This is a genomic window from Jingyaoa shaoxingensis (genome assembly GCF_014385005.1).
In the GTDB taxonomy this organism is placed as follows: domain Bacteria; phylum Bacillota; class Clostridia; order Lachnospirales; family Lachnospiraceae; genus Marvinbryantia; species Marvinbryantia shaoxingensis.
On sequence record NZ_JACRSZ010000007.1, the window covers coordinates 104684 to 123300 of the forward strand.

At 45.2% G+C, this 18617-nt stretch carries 15 protein-coding genes; 11 read left to right on the forward strand and 4 right to left on the reverse strand.

The window, feature by feature from the left end:
- Positions 1-21: 21 nt before the first annotated feature.
- From ilvD (H8716_RS08395) to H8716_RS08405, 3 genes are all read right to left on the reverse strand, one after another.
- Positions 22-1740 (reverse strand): dihydroxy-acid dehydratase, encoded by a 1719-nt coding sequence (gene ilvD / locus H8716_RS08395; protein ID WP_249308123.1) that lies wholly within the window; start codon positions 1738-1740, stop codon positions 22-24.
- Positions 1737-2480 carry a FadR/GntR family transcriptional regulator gene (locus tag H8716_RS08400; RefSeq protein ID WP_249308124.1) on the reverse strand — a complete coding sequence of 248 codons (744 nt, stop codon included), beginning with the start codon at positions 2478-2480 and terminating at the stop codon, positions 1737-1739. Before H8716_RS08400 ends, ilvD (H8716_RS08395) begins: the two co-directional genes overlap by 4 nt.
- Before the next feature lie 227 nt (positions 2481-2707).
- Positions 2708-4084 (reverse strand): GntP family permease, encoded by a 1377-nt coding sequence (locus H8716_RS08405; protein WP_249308125.1) that lies wholly within the window; start codon positions 4082-4084, stop codon positions 2708-2710.
- Between the two features lie 558 nt (positions 4085-4642).
- Here H8716_RS08405 and H8716_RS08410 point away from each other — a divergent pair.
- The 7 genes from H8716_RS08410 (at position 4643) to H8716_RS08440 (ending at position 12821) form a co-directional block, all read left to right on the forward strand.
- The gene (locus tag H8716_RS08410; RefSeq protein ID WP_249308126.1) at positions 4643-5662 is read left to right on the forward strand and encodes a zinc-binding alcohol dehydrogenase family protein; all 1020 of its coding nucleotides are present in this window, start codon (positions 4643-4645) and stop codon (positions 5660-5662) included.
- Positions 5663-5684: 22 nt separating this feature from the next.
- Positions 5685-6953 (forward strand): lactate racemase domain-containing protein, encoded by a 1269-nt coding sequence (locus tag H8716_RS08415; protein WP_249308127.1) that lies wholly within the window; start codon positions 5685-5687, stop codon positions 6951-6953.
- A gap of 20 nt (positions 6954-6973) precedes the next feature.
- A complete protein-coding gene (ilvD, locus tag H8716_RS08420; protein ID WP_249308128.1) occupies positions 6974-8731 on the forward strand; it encodes a dihydroxy-acid dehydratase in 1758 nt (585 codons plus the stop codon).
- Between the two features lie 32 nt (positions 8732-8763).
- Positions 8764-9861 carry a sugar kinase gene (locus tag H8716_RS08425; RefSeq protein ID WP_249308129.1) on the forward strand — a complete coding sequence of 366 codons (1098 nt, stop codon included), beginning with the start codon at positions 8764-8766 and terminating at the stop codon, positions 9859-9861.
- An 83-nt stretch (positions 9862-9944) separates the two neighbouring features.
- Positions 9945-11000: a mannonate dehydratase gene (gene uxuA / locus H8716_RS08430; RefSeq protein WP_249308130.1), complete on the forward strand. Its 1056-nt coding sequence runs from the start codon at positions 9945-9947 to the stop codon at positions 10998-11000.
- A 22-nt stretch (positions 11001-11022) separates the two neighbouring features.
- The gene (locus tag H8716_RS08435) at positions 11023-11865 is read left to right on the forward strand and encodes an SDR family oxidoreductase (protein ID WP_283243050.1); all 843 of its coding nucleotides are present in this window, start codon (positions 11023-11025) and stop codon (positions 11863-11865) included.
- 188 nt (positions 11866-12053) lie between these two features.
- A complete protein-coding gene (locus H8716_RS08440; RefSeq protein WP_249308132.1) occupies positions 12054-12821 on the forward strand; it encodes an HpcH/HpaI aldolase family protein in 768 nt (255 codons plus the stop codon).
- Between the two features lie 287 nt (positions 12822-13108).
- Here the strand turns inward: H8716_RS08440 and H8716_RS08445 are convergent, their stop codons facing one another.
- Entirely contained in the window at positions 13109-15217 is a 2109-nt protein-coding gene (locus H8716_RS08445) for an LTA synthase family protein (protein WP_249308133.1), read from the reverse strand.
- 193 nt (positions 15218-15410) lie between these two features.
- Here H8716_RS08445 and H8716_RS08450 point away from each other — a divergent pair, with 193 nt between their 5' ends.
- From H8716_RS08450 to H8716_RS08465, 4 genes are all read left to right on the forward strand, one after another.
- The gene (locus H8716_RS08450) at positions 15411-15590 is read left to right on the forward strand and encodes a DUF6472 family protein (RefSeq protein WP_249308134.1); all 180 of its coding nucleotides are present in this window, start codon (positions 15411-15413) and stop codon (positions 15588-15590) included.
- Between the two features lie 135 nt (positions 15591-15725).
- Positions 15726-16034 carry an ATP synthase subunit B family protein gene (locus H8716_RS08455; protein WP_249308135.1) on the forward strand — a complete coding sequence of 103 codons (309 nt, stop codon included), beginning with the start codon at positions 15726-15728 and terminating at the stop codon, positions 16032-16034.
- A 54-nt stretch (positions 16035-16088) separates the two neighbouring features.
- Positions 16089-18110: a V-type ATP synthase subunit I gene (locus H8716_RS08460; protein WP_249308136.1), complete on the forward strand. Its 2022-nt coding sequence runs from the start codon at positions 16089-16091 to the stop codon at positions 18108-18110.
- Between the two features lie 4 nt (positions 18111-18114).
- A complete protein-coding gene (locus H8716_RS08465; protein ID WP_249308137.1) occupies positions 18115-18588 on the forward strand; it encodes a V-type ATP synthase subunit K in 474 nt (157 codons plus the stop codon).
- Positions 18589-18617: the final 29 nt, after the last annotated feature.

An 18617-nucleotide genomic window follows, 5' to 3' on the forward strand; every position in this document is an offset into this window, starting at 1 on the left:
GAATGATTCTCCCTTGAACTCTTAGTTCAGACCGGCACCCTGCATAGCACTGAGTGCGTGATCTGTATATCTCTTATAGAAGCCTTTTCTGGCAGGTCTTGGAATAATACCTTTTTTGCTTCGTTCTTTCAAAATGGCATCAGCCTCTTCCGGAGTAACTTCTTTTCCGGCTGCACCAACCAGATCCAGACGACGGTTCTCGATATCATAGCGGATCAGGTCACCTTCTTCGACAAAGGCAATTGGACCGCCTGAGGCAGCTTCCGGGCTGATATGACCGATAGCAGCACCTCTGGTAGCTCCGGAGAAACGACCGTCAGTGATCAGGGCTACATGTCCGTTCAGTTCCTCATCACACACGATAGCTTCTGTGGTCATAAGCATTTCCGGCATACCGCATCCTCTTGGACCCTCATAACGGATGACAATGATATCGCCAGGCTTGATCTGCTTGTCTACCACAGCCTGATAAGCATCTTCTTCTTCGTTGAAGACTCTGGCAGGACCGGTGAAGACACGCTGGGACTGTGCAACAGCGGAGTATTTTACCACGCTTCCTTCCGGCGCGATATTACCTTTCAGAATGGCAACGCTTCCTTTTTCGGTTACTTTTTCAGGAGGAATGATCACATCATCACGGTTAATATGATAGTTGTTCAGATAACCTACGTTACGTTCAAAGAAATTGTCCTTCTGCAGATCCTCCAGGTTTTCACCCAGTGTCTTGCCGGTAACAGTCATGACATCCAGATCCAGCATATCTTTTAACAGTAACTGTACATATGGAATACCACCTGCGAACCAGAAACATTCGGTCAGATACTGACCGCTTGGGAAGATATTTCCGATATGTGGTACCTGATGATTGATCTCATCAAACATCTCAATTGGAAGGTCAATACCCAGTTCTCTGGCAATACTTGGCAGGTGAAGGGTAGCATTGGTGCTTCCGCCGATGGCACTGTGAATGATAATCGCATTCTTAAAGGCAGCCGGTGTCAGAATATCGGATACCTTGATATCACGTTCTACAAGTTCCATAATTTTGCGCCCAGCCTGACGGGCGTAACGCTGGATATCCATCATAGTAGCAGGAGCGAGAGCGGAGCCTGGAAGAGCAAGGCCCAGAGCTTCTGCCATACACTGCATGGTGCTGGCAGTTCCAAGGAAGGTGCAGGCACCAACGGAAGGGCATCCGGTGAGATAGTAGTCGCGGATCTCCTGTGGGGTTACGGCATCTTTTCGTTTCTGGCGAAGAGAGATGTCACCGGCAACCAGACTGGTGGTCATATTTGGACCCGGACGCATGCTTCCGCCTGGCATAAAGATGGTCGGGATATCCATACGTGCGGCAGCTTTTAAGTGTGCCGGAATGGACTTGTCACAGCTGCTGGAGAGAATCATGCCATCCCATGGTACAGCGCTTGCATGAACTTCCACCATATCGGCAATGGCTTCTCTGGAAGCCAGAACAATGTTCATGCCGTCATGTCCCTGAGCGCATCCGTCACAGACATCGGTAGTATGATAGTGAGCCGGGAAACCGCCTTTTTCATAGACACCATATCCTGCCTGAGTGGATAACTGGTGGAGATGGACACTTCCTGGATGGGAATCTCCGTATACATCTTCAATCATAATCTGCGGTTTGGCGATATCGGTATCATCCCATCCGCTTCCCATTTCCAGGGCATTAAACTGAGCCCACCATAAACGTTCTTTTTCACTTTTCTGTCTCATATTGAAGTGTTCTCCTTTTCTTTTGATTGATTAAGTTTTTCTTTTATTAACTGCAATGAGTCACGGTTCTGCTGCAGGTGAAGAATCATGGCATCCCTGGCAGCATCTGGATCATGACGCATAATTGCCTCTGTGATAGCGCGGTGCTGAATGATAGTTTCATTTTTCAGAGATCGTCTGGTCAGAGCTCCGAAGAGATCGACGGAATAGACGATGACCGGAATCAGTTTCGGCATCACAACATTGTGGGTACAGCTGGCAATGGCGCGGTGAAATGCCTTATCACTGTCCAGATGATTGATACCCATACGAATATTATTTTCCACATCCTGGCATTTGTCCAGCAGTTTTTTACAGTCTTCTTCTGTTGCATGCTGCGCAGCATTGGCAACCACCCACGGTTCCAGCTGCATGCGCACTTCCAGAAGGTCAAAAGCAAGCTGAAACTGATCGCTGCAAAAGGCGAGGCCAAGAGGATCCTGAATTTCCCCGGTATGCTGGGCAATATAAGTACCCTTTCCCCGTTTGATTTCCAGAATATTGCGGGCAACAAGAAGCTTTACTGCTTCCCGGATACTGCCCCGGCCGACTTGAAGCTGTTCTGCCAGTTCGAATTCATTGGGAAGTTTGTCACCTGCCTGAAGTTCCTGTGTGCGGATCAGATTCATAAGCTGGTCTGCTACACGCTCCGGCAGAGATTTTTCGCCGTTATGTACAAGTTTTAAATCAGTCGTAGCCATAAGAAGTCCTTTCGGGAAGACAGATACATTCTGCAAAAGAGCAGGCAGCAGCTTCCGATGTGGTTGATTTGTTTTAAAAGGAAATTATAAAACAGACGGGAGTTTTACAATTTCCTTTTAAAACAAAATCGGCAGACCGGATAGAAGTCCGATCTGCCGGTTCTTAAAAAATTATGATCCTGTATGGATAATTCCGTGCAAGCGCTAATGCTGTGATACAGGAATCATTACATCAGTCCTGGTAATACTCCCTGGAAGATGCTCAGGATCGCTACGAAGATCAGGATTGTTACACCTGCTACGAAACCACCCAGTGACCATCCAACGATGGTGTCTCTGAAGTCGATGTGGAAGAATCTGTTGATTGCCCAGAATCCAGAGTCGTTTGGAAGGGACAGACCGATACCACCTGCACAAACAGCGATTGCACACAGGATTGGTGACACACCGCTGGTTGCAACTGCTGTTGCAACGATAGAGGAAGTAACAGTAAGTGCTGTGGTTGTAGAACCGGTAGCAATACGAAGTACCTGTGCGATCACGAAGCACATCAGCAGCATTGGCATATGGAATCCCATAAGTGTGCTGGTAACGACATCTGAAATGCCACAAGCCTTCAGGATTCCGCCGTAAGCTCCGCCGGCACCTGTGATCAGAAGGATACTACCAACAGCGTCAGCACCTTCGGACATGATCGTCGTGATAGAACGTTTCAGGTAAGGTCTGGAAATAAATGCTCCGTACAGAACACCAAGCAGCATGGCGATGTTCTTATCACCAAGGAAGGTAAGAACTGTCAGAACAGTACCTTCTTTTAAGAAGAAGGATGAGAAGCTTCCCAGAAGAATCAGTACGATAGGAACAAGAAGAATGGACAGAGCCATCATACCACTCATGCTCTTGCCGCCAGCTTCTTCTTTTTCTTCTTCCTCAAGATCTGAGAAATCCCATGTTTTACCATTTTTACGGTCAATTTTGTTGATAAATCCGCCATATACGATACCACCAACAAGCATACCTACGAATGCACTGATCAGTGCGTATGGGAAGAACAGACCTACGTTGATTTCCATGTTAGCAGCTACAGCCAGAGGCGGTGCAGTAGGAAGTACCAGAGCGAATGTACATGTGGTTGCTACAGAGATTGCTCCTGCATAAGCTGCCATGGAGTAACCTGTTTTCTTGGAAAGTGCACGAAGCATTGGAGCGAACATGATATATACAACGTCGCCGAATACCGGGATACCGGTAATGAAACCTGCACATGCAACAGCATACTGAGATTTTTCTTCTCCGAGAACTTTCAAGATTGCGTTACAGATGTTATTGATACCGCCGGATTCATACATGAACATACCCAGCATAACACCAAGTCCGGTTACCATACCGATGGAACCAAGTGTAGAACCAAAGTTATTCTGAATTACAGTACCGATACCAAGTACCTGACTGCCATCTTCCAGTGTCTTAGTGGCAAGTGGCATTCCGGTAGCAAGACCGGTCAGTGCAGCTACAACCAACAGTGCAACAAATGGGTTTAATTTAAACTTCATGATGCAGAGCAGAAGAACTGCGATGGAGATGATAAAGATAAGAATCATCATAATAATTTTCCTCCGTTCCTTTATTTGGATAAAAAATTCCGGTTTTGTACATATTAAAACCGGAAAGATGAACGGTAGCGCTAACCCGCCCATCAATCATCACAATGCAAATGCCGTTCCTGAAGCATTTACATATGTATCTCACATATATGACCATAACACGTGAGACGTCGCACGTCAAACACATTTTACAAAATCGGAATGGTGCACAGAAACAAGACTTAAAATTGTGCAATATTGACAATGAAATGAGCAGAAAAAATAGAGAATAGAAAAAAGTAACAACTGGGAAAATTCAGAAAAAGAAAACGAACAAAAATGTGACGGGGTATACAGAACTTTTTCATAAAAAAAAAGATTCAAATTTATTCATTCTGATGATTGAAACATATGACGTCGTATGGTATATTACAAATAGCATCTGGTTATGGTCACGGGAGAAGATCTCACAGCGCTCTATATAATATTAAGAAGAAAGTGGCCGTTCCTGAGACCAGAAGTGTACGAAAAAATGACAAAATGACAACATGATGTGAAAATCACAGGAGGATGTAAGAAATGAAAGCAATTAAGTATGAAAAACCATGGGATGTAGCTTGCGTAGAGATGGACAAACCGGTGCGTAAAAAAGGTGAAGCACTGATCAAGATCATGACAGCAGGAATCTGCGGAAGTGATATCGGAGCTTTCCGCGGAACAAACGGACTTGTTTCCTATCCTAGAGTTATCGGACATGAACTGGCTGGTATCATCGAAGAGATTGATGAGGACAATCCAAAGGGATTTAAAGTAGGTGACCATGTTATCGTGGATCCATATCTTTACTGCGGACATTGCTATCCATGCTCCATCGGACGTACCAACTGCTGTACAGATCTGCACGTTCTGGGCGTACATGTAGACGGCGGTATGGCGGAATACTTCTGTCATCCGGCTGATATGCTGGTCAAGATGCCGGAAGGAATGGACTGGGTACTGGCAGCTATGGCTGAACCACTTACAATATCTCTTCACGGAGTACACAGAGGCGGACTGAAAGCCGGTGAATTCTGTGCCATCTACGGAGCAGGCCCAATCGGTCTTCTGGCAGCAATGGTTGCAGAAGCATACGGCGCACATGCAATTTTGATCGATGTAGTACAGGAACGTCTGGACTTTGGTAAAGAACTGGGAGTAGAATACATCATCAACTCTGCAAATGAAGATCCGGTAGCAGCAGTTGCCAAGATCACAGATGGTACAATGGCTCAGCTTGTTATGGAATGTACAGGAGCAAACGTATGCATCCGCGGCACACTGGATCTGGTATCCAATGCAGGACGTATCACATTTACAGGATGGCCAAAGAAAGAAACATCCCTTCCTACAGATCTGTTTACAAAGAAAGAAATTGATATCCGCGGTGCACGTACTTCCGCAGGCGAATTTGAAGAAGCAATCGAACTGATCACATCCGGTAAAGTAGATGTGAAGAAGATCCTGACCAAGACGGTTCCTATGGACGAAGCTCCGGAAACCATCATTGATATCGAAAAGAATCCTGGAAACTACATGAAAGTTGTTGTTGATTTAAGATAATAAGCAGGAGGAGCCTATTATAATGAAAGAACTCTATTTGACAGAAGAAGAGAAGGGGATCTCAGGAGAACAGCTGGAAAAGATGCTGGATGATCTCCTGGTACAGTACCCGGATGCAAAGAAGGTACTGATCATTCCTCCTGATTATACAAGATGTTATTCTTATGCAGGCGAGATTACTCAGCTTCTTTATAAGAAGCTGAGCCCGTCAGCCCAGATTGATGTGATGCCGGCACTGGGAACCCACATGGCAATGAATGAAGACGAGATGCAGAAGTTCTTTGGTGATGTGGTACCAAGAGACCGTATTATCGTACACCACTGGCAGACAGATACCGTATGCCTGGGTTATGTTCCGGCAGAGGTCTGCTCAGAGATCAGTAATGGTCTGTTCCCGGAACAGATCGATGTAGAGGTCAACCATCTTCTGGTAGATGGAGGATATGATCTGATTCTCTCAGTCGGACAGGTCGTCCCTCACGAAGTAGTAGGTATGGCGAATTATTCTAAGAACATTTTCGTAGGTACCGGCGGACGTGAGATGATTAACAAGTCTCATATGCTCAGTGCCATCTGCGGAATGGAAAAAGCACTGGGTGTCATAGACAGCCCGGCAAGAAAAGTATACGATTATGCACAGCAGCATTTCATCGATGGCAAGTTGCCTCTGGTATATCTGCAGACGGTTACCACAAGAGAAAATGATACCTTAAAGCTTCATGGACTCTATATCGGTGAATCCAGAAAGCCATTTGAGAAAGCAGCTGAGCTGGCTCAGAAGCTGAATATCGTACATGTAGATCATCGTGCAAAGAAAGTAGTTACGTATCTTGACCCGGAAGAACTGAAGACTACATGGGTAGGAAACAAAGGTATTTACCGTACACGTATGACAGTAGCCGACGGCGGAGAGCTGATCGTTCTGGCACCTGGCGTAATCGCATTTGGTGAGAACGAAGAGATGGATAAGATGACCAGAAAATACGGCTATACCGGAACAGAACATATCCTGGAGCTGTACCGTCAGGGCGTATTTGAAGGAAGACTGATGAGTGCAGCACATCTGATGCAGGGCTCTACAGAAGAACGTTTTACCGTAACCTACGCAACCAAACCGGAAAATCTTTCTAAAGAAGAAATTGAAAGTGTAGGATATCAGTGGGCAGACTATAACGAGATTACCAAACGTTACAATCCGGAAACACTGAAAGAAGGATGGAACGTACTGCCGGACGGTGAAGAAGTTTACTTTGTGGGAACACCGGCACTTGGATTATGGAAGGTAGATTAATTGCAAGAAAGGAAAAATTTATGGAATTAGCGAGTCAGAAGTTTCGTGCAAACTCACCTGAGCTGGATCCGCTTCGTATCGGAACTGGCTGGAAAGAAGAAGACCTTGGAAAGGTACAGATCTTTATTCAGAGTACTTTTGGAGACAGCCATCCAGGATCCGGACATCTGGATAAACTGGTAGAAGCTGCAAGAGAAGGTGTAGCAGCTGCAGGTGGTTTTGGAGCAAGATATTTTACAACAGATATGTGTGATGGTGAGAGCCAGGGTAATGACGGAATCAACTACTCCCTTGCCAGCCGTGAGATGATTGCTAATATGATTGAAATTCAGGCAAATGCAACACCGTTTGACGGTGGTGTATATATTGCCAGCTGCGATAAAGGTATGCCTGGCAACCTGATGGGCCTTGCCAGAGTCAACATCCCATCTGTTATGGTAACAGGTGGTACGATGGCAGCAGGTCCTGATATGCTGACACTGGAACAGCTTGGCATGTACTCTGCTATGTACGAACGTGGTGAGATCGATGAAGCAAAACTGAACTGGGCAAAATGCAATGCCTGCCCTAGCTGCGGAGCATGCTCCTTCATTGGAACAGCATCCACCATGCAGATCATGGCAGAAGCACTTGGCCTGACACTTCCTGGAAGTGCACTGCTCCCTGCAACCAGCCCGGATCTGCTTGAATACGCAAGAAAATCCGGAGAACAGGCAGTAAAACTGGCTCAGATGGAAAACATGAGACCATCCGACATTGTCACTCTGGAAAGCTTTGAAAATGCTATTATGGTACATGCAGCAATTTCCGGATCTACCAACTCTCTGCTGCATCTGCCGGCAATCGCACATGAATTTGGTATTGAGATTGACGGTGATACCTTTGATCGTCTTCACAGAGGGGCACATTATCTTCTGGATCTTCGTCCAGCAGGACGCTGGCCGGCTGAGTTCTTCTATTATGCAGGCGGCGTTCCGGCTATCATGGAAGAGATCAAGAGCATGCTTCATCTGGATGTTATGACCGTAACAGGCAAGACTCTGGGAGAAAACCTGGAAGAACTGAAACAGAATGGATTCTATGAGAGATGCCAGAAGTGGCTGGATCAGGCCAATGAAAAATATGGTATCCACATGACAAAGGAAGATATCATCCGCCCATTTGATAAAGCAATCGGAACAGACGGTTCTGTTGCAGTATTAAAAGGAAACCTTGCCCCGGAGGGCGCTGTTATCAAACATACAGCATGCCCGAAGGAAATGTTCAGCGCAGTATTAAATGCACGCCCATTCGACTCCGAAGAAGAATGTATCGATGCAGTACTTCATCACAGAGTAAATCCTGGTGATGCCGTATTTATTCGTTACGAGGGACCTAAGGGAACCGGTATGCCAGAGATGTTCTACACATCAGAAGCGATTTCTTCTGATAAAGAACTTGGAAAGAGTATTGCACTGATCACAGACGGACGTTTCTCAGGAGCATCCACAGGTCCTGTAATCGGACACTGCAGTCCGGAAGCACAGGCAGGTGGTCCAATCGCTCTGGTAGAAGAAGGCGACCTGATCCATCTGGATGTAAAAGAACGTGTTCTGGAAATCGTTGGTGTAAAGGGTGAACGCAAGACTCCGGAAGAGATCGATGCAATTCTTGCAGAACGTAAGAAACACTGGCAGCCAAAGCCGCCAAAATATACACGCGGTGTACTGAGACTGTTCTCAGACCTGGCAGCATCTCCGATGAAGGGTGCTTATCTGGATTACGATAGCCACAAATAGGATACAACAGTGAATAGATAAGGAGCAGAGTCATGAATTTAAATTTAAGACCAGCTAATGAATGCAAATATGATGCAGTCTCTCTGGGCGAAGTTATGCTTCGTCTGGATCCGGGAGAAGGCCGTATCCGTACCGCAAGATCTTTCCGTGCATGGGAAGGCGGCGGAGAATACAACGTAGTACGTGGACTTCGCAGATGTTTCGGACTGAATACCGGCGTGATTACTGCATTTGCAGATAACGAAGTAGGTATGCTGATGGAAGACTTTATCCTTCAGGGCGGCGTGGATACATCTCTGATCAAATGGATGAAGACAGACGGTATCGGACGTATCTGTAGAAACGGTATCAACTTCACAGAAAGAGGATTTGGTATCCGTGGAGCAGTAGGATGCTCAGACCGTGCCAACACAGCTATTTCAAAAGCAAAACCGGAAGACTTTAATTTTGACTATATCTTCGGTGAGCTGGGAGTACGCTGGCTGCATACAGGCGGAATCTACGCAGCACTTTCCGAACAGTCCTGCGAGACCGTTCTGGCAGCAATTAAGACAGCAAAGAAATATGGTACAGTAGTATCCTATGACCTGAACTACCGTCCATCTATGTGGAGTGCAATCGGCGGACAGGCTAAGGCTCAGGAAGTGAACAAAGAGATCGCAAAATATGTAGACGTTATGATCGGTAACGAAGAAGACTTCACAGCATGCCTTGGATTCGAGATCGAAGGAAATGATGCCAACCTGAAGGAACTGAATCTGGACGGATACAAGAAAATGATCAACGAAGCAGCTAAGACCTACCCGAACTTCAAGGCAGTTGCTACCACACTGCGTACCGTAAGAACAGCTACGGTAAACGACTGGAGCGCAATCTGCTGGGCAGACGGAGAGATCTACAAGGCAAAAGACTACAAGGGTCTGGAAATCATGGATCGTGTAGGAGGAGGAGATTCCTTTGCGTCTGGACTGATCTATGGTCTGATGACAACAGGCGATGCAGAAGCAGCTGTGAATTACGGAGCAGCTCACGGCGCACTTGCCATGACTACACCGGGCGATACCACTATGGCAAGCAAGAAAGAAGTAGAAGCAATCATGGGCGGCGCCGGTGCACGTGTACAGAGATAAGTAAATAACTGCCATATATCCGGAATCTCCTGACAGTTTTCTGTCAGGAGATTCTGAAAAGACAAAACATAAAGGAGACAGACATGAAAAGTTCATTTCGTTGGTATGGTGACAGTGACCCTGTCAAACTGGAACAGATCCGCCAGATCCCTGGCATGCGTTCCATCGTATCTGCCGTATATGATGTAAAACCGGGCGAAGTATGGCCGGAAGAGAGCATCAAGCATCTGGTAGATGAATGTGCGGCAAACGGGTTGGTATTCGATGTAGTAGAATCCATTCCGGTTACAGAAGAAATCAAACTGGGTAAACCAGAGAGAGACCTTCATATCGAACATTACTGTGAAAATATCCGCCGTTGTGCAAAATACGGCATCAAATGTATCACATATAACTTTATGCCGGTATTTGACTGGACCAGAACACAGCTTGACAAAGCAGCAGAAGATGGCTCTACAAGTCTTGTAATGTACTGGGATCAGTTAAAGGGACTGGATCCGTTAAAGGATGATATTCATCTTCCGGGCTGGGATTCCAGCTACACCCAGGAAGAAGTACGTGACCTGATCCGTGCTTACGGAGAACTGGGAGAAGAAGGACTGTGGGCAAATATCGAATACTTCCTGAAACGTGTGATTCCGGTTGCAGAAGAATGCGGCGTAGTGATGGCACTTCATCCGGATGATCCTCCATATCCGATTTTCGGACTGCCAAGAGTGATCACCTGTGAAGAAAATCTGGACAGATACTTAAGTATTGTGGACAGCCCTGCAAACAGTCTGTGCCTGTGTACAGGATCTCTGGGATGCTCACCAAAGAACGATATTCCGAAGATGGTTCGCAAATACTCTGCAATGGGCAGAATCGGGTTTATGCATATCCGTAATGTAAAGATCCTTCCGGACACTTCTTTTGAAGAGTCAGGTCATCTGACACAGGACGGATCCCTGGATATGAATGCAATCGTAAAAGCACTAGTAGATACCGGATTTACCGGATATTTCAGACCGGATCACGGAAGAATGATCTGGGATGAAGTGGGATCTGATGCCAAGCCTGGATACGGATTATATGACCGTGCTCTTGGAACAGCTTACATTAACGGACTGATTGAAGCGAACGGCGGCAATCTGGATTAAGAGAAAGAAGGATACGAAGATGATGGATTTACCTTTAAATGTAGATTTTACAGGAAAAGTAGTCGTAATTACCGGAGCAGGCGGAGTCATCTGCAGCACAATGGCACGTGCATTTGCACAGGCCGGAGCAAAAGTTGCAGCCATTAACCGTACCGGAATCAAAGTAGAAAAACTGGCAGAGGAACTGAGAGCAGAAGGATTTATCTGCAACGGATACGAAGGAAATGTGCTGGATGAAGAAGGAATGAAAAAGATCCACGAACAGATTTTGGCAGACTTTGGACCATGCGATATTCTGATCAACGGAGCGGGCGGGAATAATCCTCGTGCAACTACAGATAATGAATACCAGCACGAAGCAAAACCGGGTCAGAAGACATTCTTTGATCTTGACATGGAAGGGGTCAATGACCTGTTCAGCCTGAATTTCCAGGGAACACTGCTTCCGACACAGATTTTTGCAAAAGATATGGTAGAGAGAAAATCCGGTTGCATCCTGAATATCTCTTCTATGAATGCCTATATTCCACTGACCAAGATTCCTGCATACTCAGGAGCAAAAGCTGCTGTCAGCAACCTGACACAGTGGCTGGCTACCCATTTCGCAGGAACCGGAATCCGTTGCAATGCGATCGCACCGGGATTCCTGGTAACCAACCAGAACCGTGCCCTGTTATTTAATGAAGACGGAACACCGACAGCACGTTCCGCAAAGATCTTAAATGGAACACCGACACATCGTTTTGTAGACAGCGAAGAACTGATCGGAGGAACTTTCTTCCTCTGCGATGACAAGGCAGCAAGCGCCGTAACAGGAGTAGTACTTCCAATTGATGCTGGATTTGCAGCATATTCTGGAGTATAAATATTGAAAAATGCAGAATCTGTATAATATTACATCCAGACACGCTCTCGCTCTTATCGCAGCGTAGTGGATGCATAAGAGACCAGAATACGGTCTCTAAGCACCGACGCTGCTTTACGGTCTGGAGTGTAATATATGACAGATTCTGCTTTTGCAATATAAGTATGTGAATACGAGGAGAAAAATCGATGAATAAATTAAGAGAAATGGCAAATAAAGGCGAAAACGCTCTTGGAACATTTGTGGAACTGGGCGGAGCGAACGTAGTGGAAGCTCTTGGACAGACCGGACTGGATTTTATCATTGTGGATAACGAACATGGTCCATTTGATGTGGAATCTTCTCTGGAATGCATCCGTGCAGCAGAGAGTTCAGGCCTGGTACCTCTGTGCCGTGTGCGTGAAATCGCAAGACCGGCCATCTTAAAGCTTCTGGATCAGGGAGCAGCAGGACTGATTGTACCTTATATCGAGACAGTAGAACAGGTTCAGAAACTGATCGAATTTGGAAAATACGCACCTGTAGGAAAACGTGGTTACAGCGGAAGCCGTAAAGACCGCTGGTGCTTCGGCAAACCGGGAGAATTGCCACTGGATCAGCAGATGAAATACTGGAACGAAGAGACTCTTCTGATTCCACAGTGTGAAACAGTAGGCTGTCTGGAGCATATCGAAGAGATCACTGCACTGGAAGGTGTGGATGGCATCTTTGTAGGCCCGTTTGATTTATCTATCTCTATGGGTATGCCTGGAGATTTTCAGAATCCAAAGATGATAGCTGCATTTGAACGTATCATTAAAGCCTGCAAGGCAGCAGGAAAGCTGTCTATCATCTTCACAGCAAGAGAGGACTGGATTCAGGACTATTACAAGATGGGATTTGATATGGTTACCTTTGGCATGGATGCCAGTGTTATGGTAAACGGATTTAAGAAACTGGTTGCAGACAATAAATAATATCAGATGTGAGATGACTCCCACCTCTTTAGGTGGCGAGGAGCAAATTAGTATCAGTGGTGGGAGTCAATCCCCCATCTGATATAGCCTCCGGCAGGATTGCAGAGATGCGCAAAAGAAATATGTCATGCTTTGCATGACGCGCATCTCGCAGCAAGAATGCCGAGGCATTCTTGAATGATGTCGAACGGTAAAAAGTAAAAGAAAAGGCGGGGACTATGCAGAACATATTGATTCTGTATGATTCCCGCCTTTTATAGCTGTAATGAAATATCATTTTTGTCTGTTTAGCCTGCCTTCGGATAAAATACATATTTATCTGTTTCGCTTAAGGTTGACTGGGAAACTGTAATTTCCGTCCTTCCCGAAAGATCTGCACTGGCAACTACCAGGGTATTCGGATCCAGATACAGGGTATCATAAGAAGAACCGTTAATATGAATCTGACTGTAACGGGTAAAATTTTCGCCACGGACAATCAGAACATGATCTTTTGTATAAGACACATTGCTGATTGTGACTGGGAAGAAGCCCATCTGCATATCAGTTGGCGTATATGGGGTTTCGCCGCCATAAGTAATTTTATCACCATAGAGTATGTCATATTCCAGTTCTTTTAAACCACTTAAATACTCTTCTTCTGTAATCTCTCCATCTTTCAACTGACGTCCGGAATTCTGATGGTAAGCATTGATGGCACCATCAGGGATCTCAAGGGCACTTAAGAGAGTAGAACCCATCTCATAGGCCTGCATATCCTGCCAGTTGAATTTCAGACCGGCATTGTTCCAGATAAAGTATTCTGTGTCATAGATCGTGCCGCTGCTAAGCATATCATCTGTCAGATCCAGGCTTGGACAGTGATCACCATACATCACCAGAATGGTCGGCTCGTGGCGGTTGCGCAGCATATCCACCAGATCACCGATGAACTGATCCATCTCGTAGAGCTGATTTACATAATAACTCAACTGGTTCAGATACTCTTCATCAGTAATGGTATCACTGGATATGGTAACGTGATGGGTATATTTTACACTGGAGTCTGTCGGATAACTGCCATGTCCCTGTACAGAGACCGTAAATACAAAGTCCTGGCTGTTGGTGCTGTCAAGAGCGGTTGCAATCTCATCTGTCAGAACGGAATCCTTTACCCAGTCCATAGGGGTGTAGTTGTCAGGCCACATATATTCTACGGAAGTAAAGGTATCAAATCCCAGATTCGGATAAACCAGATTCCGGTCATAAAAATCACCGGTGTTATTGTGGATGGCAAAAGCCTGATAACCATAGGGTTTTAGGTCATAAGCCAGAGACTCACAAGCAGTCTCCTTCACAATGGTCTTATATGGATATTCGCCGATTCCAAAATCATCGATATTCATGCCGGTGAGCACTTCAAATTCAGAATTTACCGTACCGGCACCCACAACAGGCATACTGAATGCACCGGAAGGATATTCTTCCATCATCCTGGTCAGATTAGGCAGGGGATTGCTGGAAAATTTGATATCCTTTAAACGGTTCACATTGAAGAATGTTTCCAGTTGGACAATCACTACGTTTGGTTTATGGGAATAATAGGTAACTCCTTCTTCACTTTCTTCCTGTGTTTCATAATTTTCTGTCAGCTGTTCCATCATTTCTTCCGAGTAGTCACTTGGCTTGCTGATACCGGTATTCAGCAGGCTGGCTCCAAAACAGTAGATAAATCCGTTTTTCAGGTAAGACTGGGAAAGTTCACGGAAGGCAGTCTCCAGAAGTCCTGTGGACTGACCAAGGAGAATTCCACCCCAGGTCAGTAAAAGAGAACCCAGAATGATCGGAATAGAATGAATATATTTCGGTTTATGCTCTGCCTTTGAAGTTTTCACGAAGAAGAAAACAAAAAGAATCAGAATTGCGATTACCAAAATAGCAATGCCGATATACTGTGCCGTATTCAGATATTTGGCTGCAACGTCAACCCCGTCTTTGATAAGAAGCAGATCACTGTTGGTAAAGGGCGTTACACGGTAAAACAGCAGAACAAAGTTCACGATGCCGCCTGCCAGCCAGAACAAGCTGATCAGAATGATAACGCCGATTCGCTTACGGAAGATCAGAGCAAAAGTGAAAGAGGCTGCCACAATCATCACATTGACCAGATAGGAATATGGATGAAAAATAATAAACTGAAATCCGCCAATCAGGGAATGATAAGCCATACATTCAATCAGAAATACCAATACTAACGGCAGCACAAGATAGCAGAGAAGATAGCCGTCGGATGCAGATTCATTCTGGTATTTGTAAAAAAGCGCAGTCAGTTTACCGGCGTGGGATGTATGAGTTCTCTTATGTAAAAATCCTGATTTCTGTTTTTTAAAATGTTGTTTTTTGTCTGTTTTTTTCATAGTAATGTTAATTTAAAAAGTCCTTTGTAAAATGCAGGTACCGGTCCGGAATCACATGTATAAAAATGGACGGATACAAGTTATATGTATTTTTTACGATAGAAATGCAGGTTTGTCAACACATGAAGTGATTTTTCTGATATACTGTTCTTTAAGAAAAGTATACGGAAAGTCAGAAAGAGGAAAAATAAAAATGACACAGTCAGCATGTGATACCTGTGCCTATTACAGCTATGATGAAAACTATGAGTGTTATATCTGTGATATGGATCTGGATGAGGATGAACTGGTTCGCTTCCTGTCAGATACTCATTACCAGTGTCCATATTATCGTAACGGTGATGAGTATGCAGTTGTGCGTAAACAGATATAGGGTTCCATTTTTAATAGGAAGTAATAGTGCATAATTTACAAAAGTCCCCAAAAAATTTGTGACTTATTCATAAAATGTTTGAAATTTAACAAAGCATGTGATAGACTCAGTTTATGCGAAGAAGGTGGTGAGAACATGGTAGCGGAGACAATCAAAAAAGTGCAGGAAGCAGAAGGCAAAGCAGACACAATCGCAAAAGAATGCCGACAGCAGTGCACAGACATGGTAGACCAGGCTAAGAAAGACGCAGCAGCCCTGAAGGAAGCCAGACTTCAGGAAGCGAAAGACAAGGCCGGAGCAGCCATGGAAGCTTCTAAGAAAGAAGCGGAAAAATTTATGGAATCTGTGGAAGCAGATATCCAGAAAGAAATTGCTGCATTAAAGACCCTTGCAGCAGGCAAAGAAGCACAGGCGACAGAGGCGGTTATTCAGGCTCTGTTTTAGAGTGCTCATTTTTTTATTTGTTATGAAAATTTAAAGAAAAGGAGGGATGCGGATATGGCAGTTATGCAGATGCAGAGATTTAGTATCTGCGCACTGAAAAAAGATCGGAAAGCCATTCTGGAAGAACTTCAGTTACTGGGCGTTGTGGAAATTGACAACTCAGTGATTGAAGATACCGAGATGGAAAAGATGAATACGGCAGAACGTCGTCAGATCTATGAAAAGCATGCTTCACTTGCAGAACATGCACTTTCAGTACTGCAAAAGTATGTTCCGGAAAAGACTTCCATGTTCAGTTCTCTGGAAGGAAAACCGCTTATGAACAAGACGGATTTTGAAAAGATCCGTGCAGACCGCAAGAGACTGTTGACAACAGCAGATGATCTGATGGATCTGAGCAAGCGGATCTCAGAGAACGCTGCCAATGTGGCAAAACTGGAAAATCAGATCGAATCACTGGTTCCATGGATGAATCTGGATATTCCGATGAATTACCGTGGAACAGCAGAGACAGCAATGATTCTGGGAACTATGCCAAAGCCAATGACGGTAGAGGAAATCCGTACAGAAGTGGCGAAGAGCCAGCCGGATCTGGAAGCATACGATCTGGAAGTTCTGTCAGCAGATAAGGATCTAACTTATCTCACTGCGGTATGTCTGAAATCAGATGCTGCAAAGTTGGAGGATGCGCTCCGGGCAGCCGGGTTTGCAAGACCGTCGCAGATATCCGGCAAGATTCCGTCCCAGTGGAAAACAGAACTGGAGGCGGAGATTGAAAAACTGAAGGCGGACAGTGTGGAAGCCGAGAACAGAATCAAGTCTTATGAAGGAAGCAGGGAGGAACTGAAAGCAGTTTCCGATTATTACCGGCTTCGTGCAGACAAGTATCAGGTACTGGGACAGATACCGCAGACAAAACAGACTTTTGTCATCAGCGGATATATCCCGGAAGTTTCTTCCTCTATACTGGAGGAGAAGATCGCCAGAATATATGACTGTTCTGTAGAATTTGAGGAGATCGGTGAAGAAGAAGAACCACCGGTACTGCTGAAAAACAACAAGATTTCCAGATCCGTGGAAGGAGTACTGGAATCTTATGGTCTGCCGCATAAGGGTGAAGTAGACCCGACAACGGTAATGTCCGTATTTTATATTGTATTATTTGGAATGATGTTGTCAGATGCAGCTTATGGATTATTGATTTCTGTAGCATGCTTCATCGCATTGAAGAAGTTTCCGCGCATGTCAGACAGCATGAATAAGTCATTGCACCTGTTTGGTTACTGTGGTATTTCCACATTTGTATGGGGTGTTCTCTTTGGAGGATACTTTGGTGACGTCATCGATGTAGTTGCAAGAACTTTCTTTGGAAGAACCGCAACCACATCTGTGATCCCGGCACTGTGGTTCGTACCGCTGAATAATCCGATGAAGCTTCTGGTATTTTCACTGGGAGTTGGTGTGGTTCATCTGTTCTTTGGTCTGGGACTGAAAGGATACAGTTACCTGAAGAGCAAAGATGTGGCAGGATTTATCTGCGATGTTGTGTTCTGGTACATGCTTCTGATCGGACTGATCCTGATGCTGATTCCGTCCAGTCTGTTTGCATCCATCGCACAGACACAGGTGACATTCTCTCCGTTTATGAACACGCTGGCAAAAGCACTGGCGATCATCGGAGCACTTGGACTTCTGTTCTTTGCAGCAAGAGACAAGAAGAATATCGGTCTTCGTCTGGCACTTGGTGCATACGAACTGTATAACATCACCGGATGGCTCAGTGATGTACTTTCTTACTCCAGACTTCTGGCACTGGGACTGGCAACCGGTGTTATCGCATCTGTAGTCAATCAGATGGGAAGTATGTTCGGCGGCGGTGTACTGGGAGCAATCCTGTTCATTCTGGTATTCATCGTTGGACATACACTGAATCTGGGTATCAACCTTTTAGGTGCCTATGTGCACACAAATCGTCTTCAGTTTGTAGAATTCTTCGGAAAATTCTATGAAGGCGGCGGAAAACCTTTTGAACCATTTAAAGAAAATACAAAATATGTAGAAATCAAGGAGGATTAATCTAATGAGTTTAGGAGTTGTTTTTGCATTATTAGGAGCAGCATTAGCTGTTATTCTTGCAGGTATGGGTTCTGCTTATGGTGTAGGTGTTGCAGGTCAGGCAGCATCCGGAGTAGTTGCTGAAGATCCTTCACAGTTTGCAAAAGTTCTGATTTTGCAGCTTCTTCCTGGTACACAGGGTATTTACGGTCTGTTGGTAGCATTCATCACTTTATCTCAGATCGGTCTGCTTGGCGGATCTATCCCGGCTATTGATATCCCTACAGGTCTTATGATTCTGGCAGCCTGCTTACCAATCGGTATCGTAGGTCTGGTATCCGGAAGACATCAGGGAAAAACAGCAGTAGCAGCGATCGGTATTGTAGCAAAGAAACCGGATCAGTTCGGTAAAGCAATGCTGTTCCCTGCAATGGTAGAAACATACGCCATCCTGGCACTGCTGATCTCTATTCTGGCAGTAACAAACATCCCAGTATAATGAGCGCACGTTCGGAGCGAACGTAAACG

What these genes read in the sequence shown, in the direction of transcription:
- H8716_RS08440 (WP_249308132.1), top strand. Translation starts at nt 12,054, where the DNA reads ATGAATAAATTAAGAGAAATGGCAAATAAAGGCGAAAACGCTCTTGGA.
- ilvD (WP_249308123.1), bottom strand. Translation starts at nt 1,740, where the DNA reads ATGAGACAGAAAAGTGAAAAAGAACGTTTATGGTGGGCTCAGTTTAAT.
- H8716_RS08450 (WP_249308134.1), top strand. Translation starts at nt 15,411, where the DNA reads ATGACACAGTCAGCATGTGATACCTGTGCCTATTACAGCTATGATGAA.
- ilvD (WP_249308128.1), top strand. Translation starts at nt 6,974, where the DNA reads ATGGAATTAGCGAGTCAGAAGTTTCGTGCAAACTCACCTGAGCTGGAT.
- H8716_RS08410 (WP_249308126.1), top strand. Translation starts at nt 4,643, where the DNA reads ATGAAAGCAATTAAGTATGAAAAACCATGGGATGTAGCTTGCGTAGAG.
- H8716_RS08465 (WP_249308137.1), top strand. Translation starts at nt 18,115, where the DNA reads ATGAGTTTAGGAGTTGTTTTTGCATTATTAGGAGCAGCATTAGCTGTT.
- H8716_RS08405 (WP_249308125.1), bottom strand. Translation starts at nt 4,084, where the DNA reads ATGATGATTCTTATCTTTATCATCTCCATCGCAGTTCTTCTGCTCTGC.
- H8716_RS08435 (WP_283243050.1), top strand. Translation starts at nt 11,023, where the DNA reads ATGGATTTACCTTTAAATGTAGATTTTACAGGAAAAGTAGTCGTAATT.
- H8716_RS08445 (WP_249308133.1), bottom strand. Translation starts at nt 15,217, where the DNA reads ATGAAAAAAACAGACAAAAAACAACATTTTAAAAAACAGAAATCAGGA.
- H8716_RS08400 (WP_249308124.1), bottom strand. Translation starts at nt 2,480, where the DNA reads ATGGCTACGACTGATTTAAAACTTGTACATAACGGCGAAAAATCTCTG.
- uxuA (WP_249308130.1), top strand. Translation starts at nt 9,945, where the DNA reads ATGAAAAGTTCATTTCGTTGGTATGGTGACAGTGACCCTGTCAAACTG.
- H8716_RS08415 (WP_249308127.1), top strand. Translation starts at nt 5,685, where the DNA reads ATGAAAGAACTCTATTTGACAGAAGAAGAGAAGGGGATCTCAGGAGAA.
- H8716_RS08425 (WP_249308129.1), top strand. Translation starts at nt 8,764, where the DNA reads ATGAATTTAAATTTAAGACCAGCTAATGAATGCAAATATGATGCAGTC.
- H8716_RS08455 (WP_249308135.1), top strand. Translation starts at nt 15,726, where the DNA reads ATGGTAGCGGAGACAATCAAAAAAGTGCAGGAAGCAGAAGGCAAAGCA.
- H8716_RS08460 (WP_249308136.1), top strand. Translation starts at nt 16,089, where the DNA reads ATGGCAGTTATGCAGATGCAGAGATTTAGTATCTGCGCACTGAAAAAA.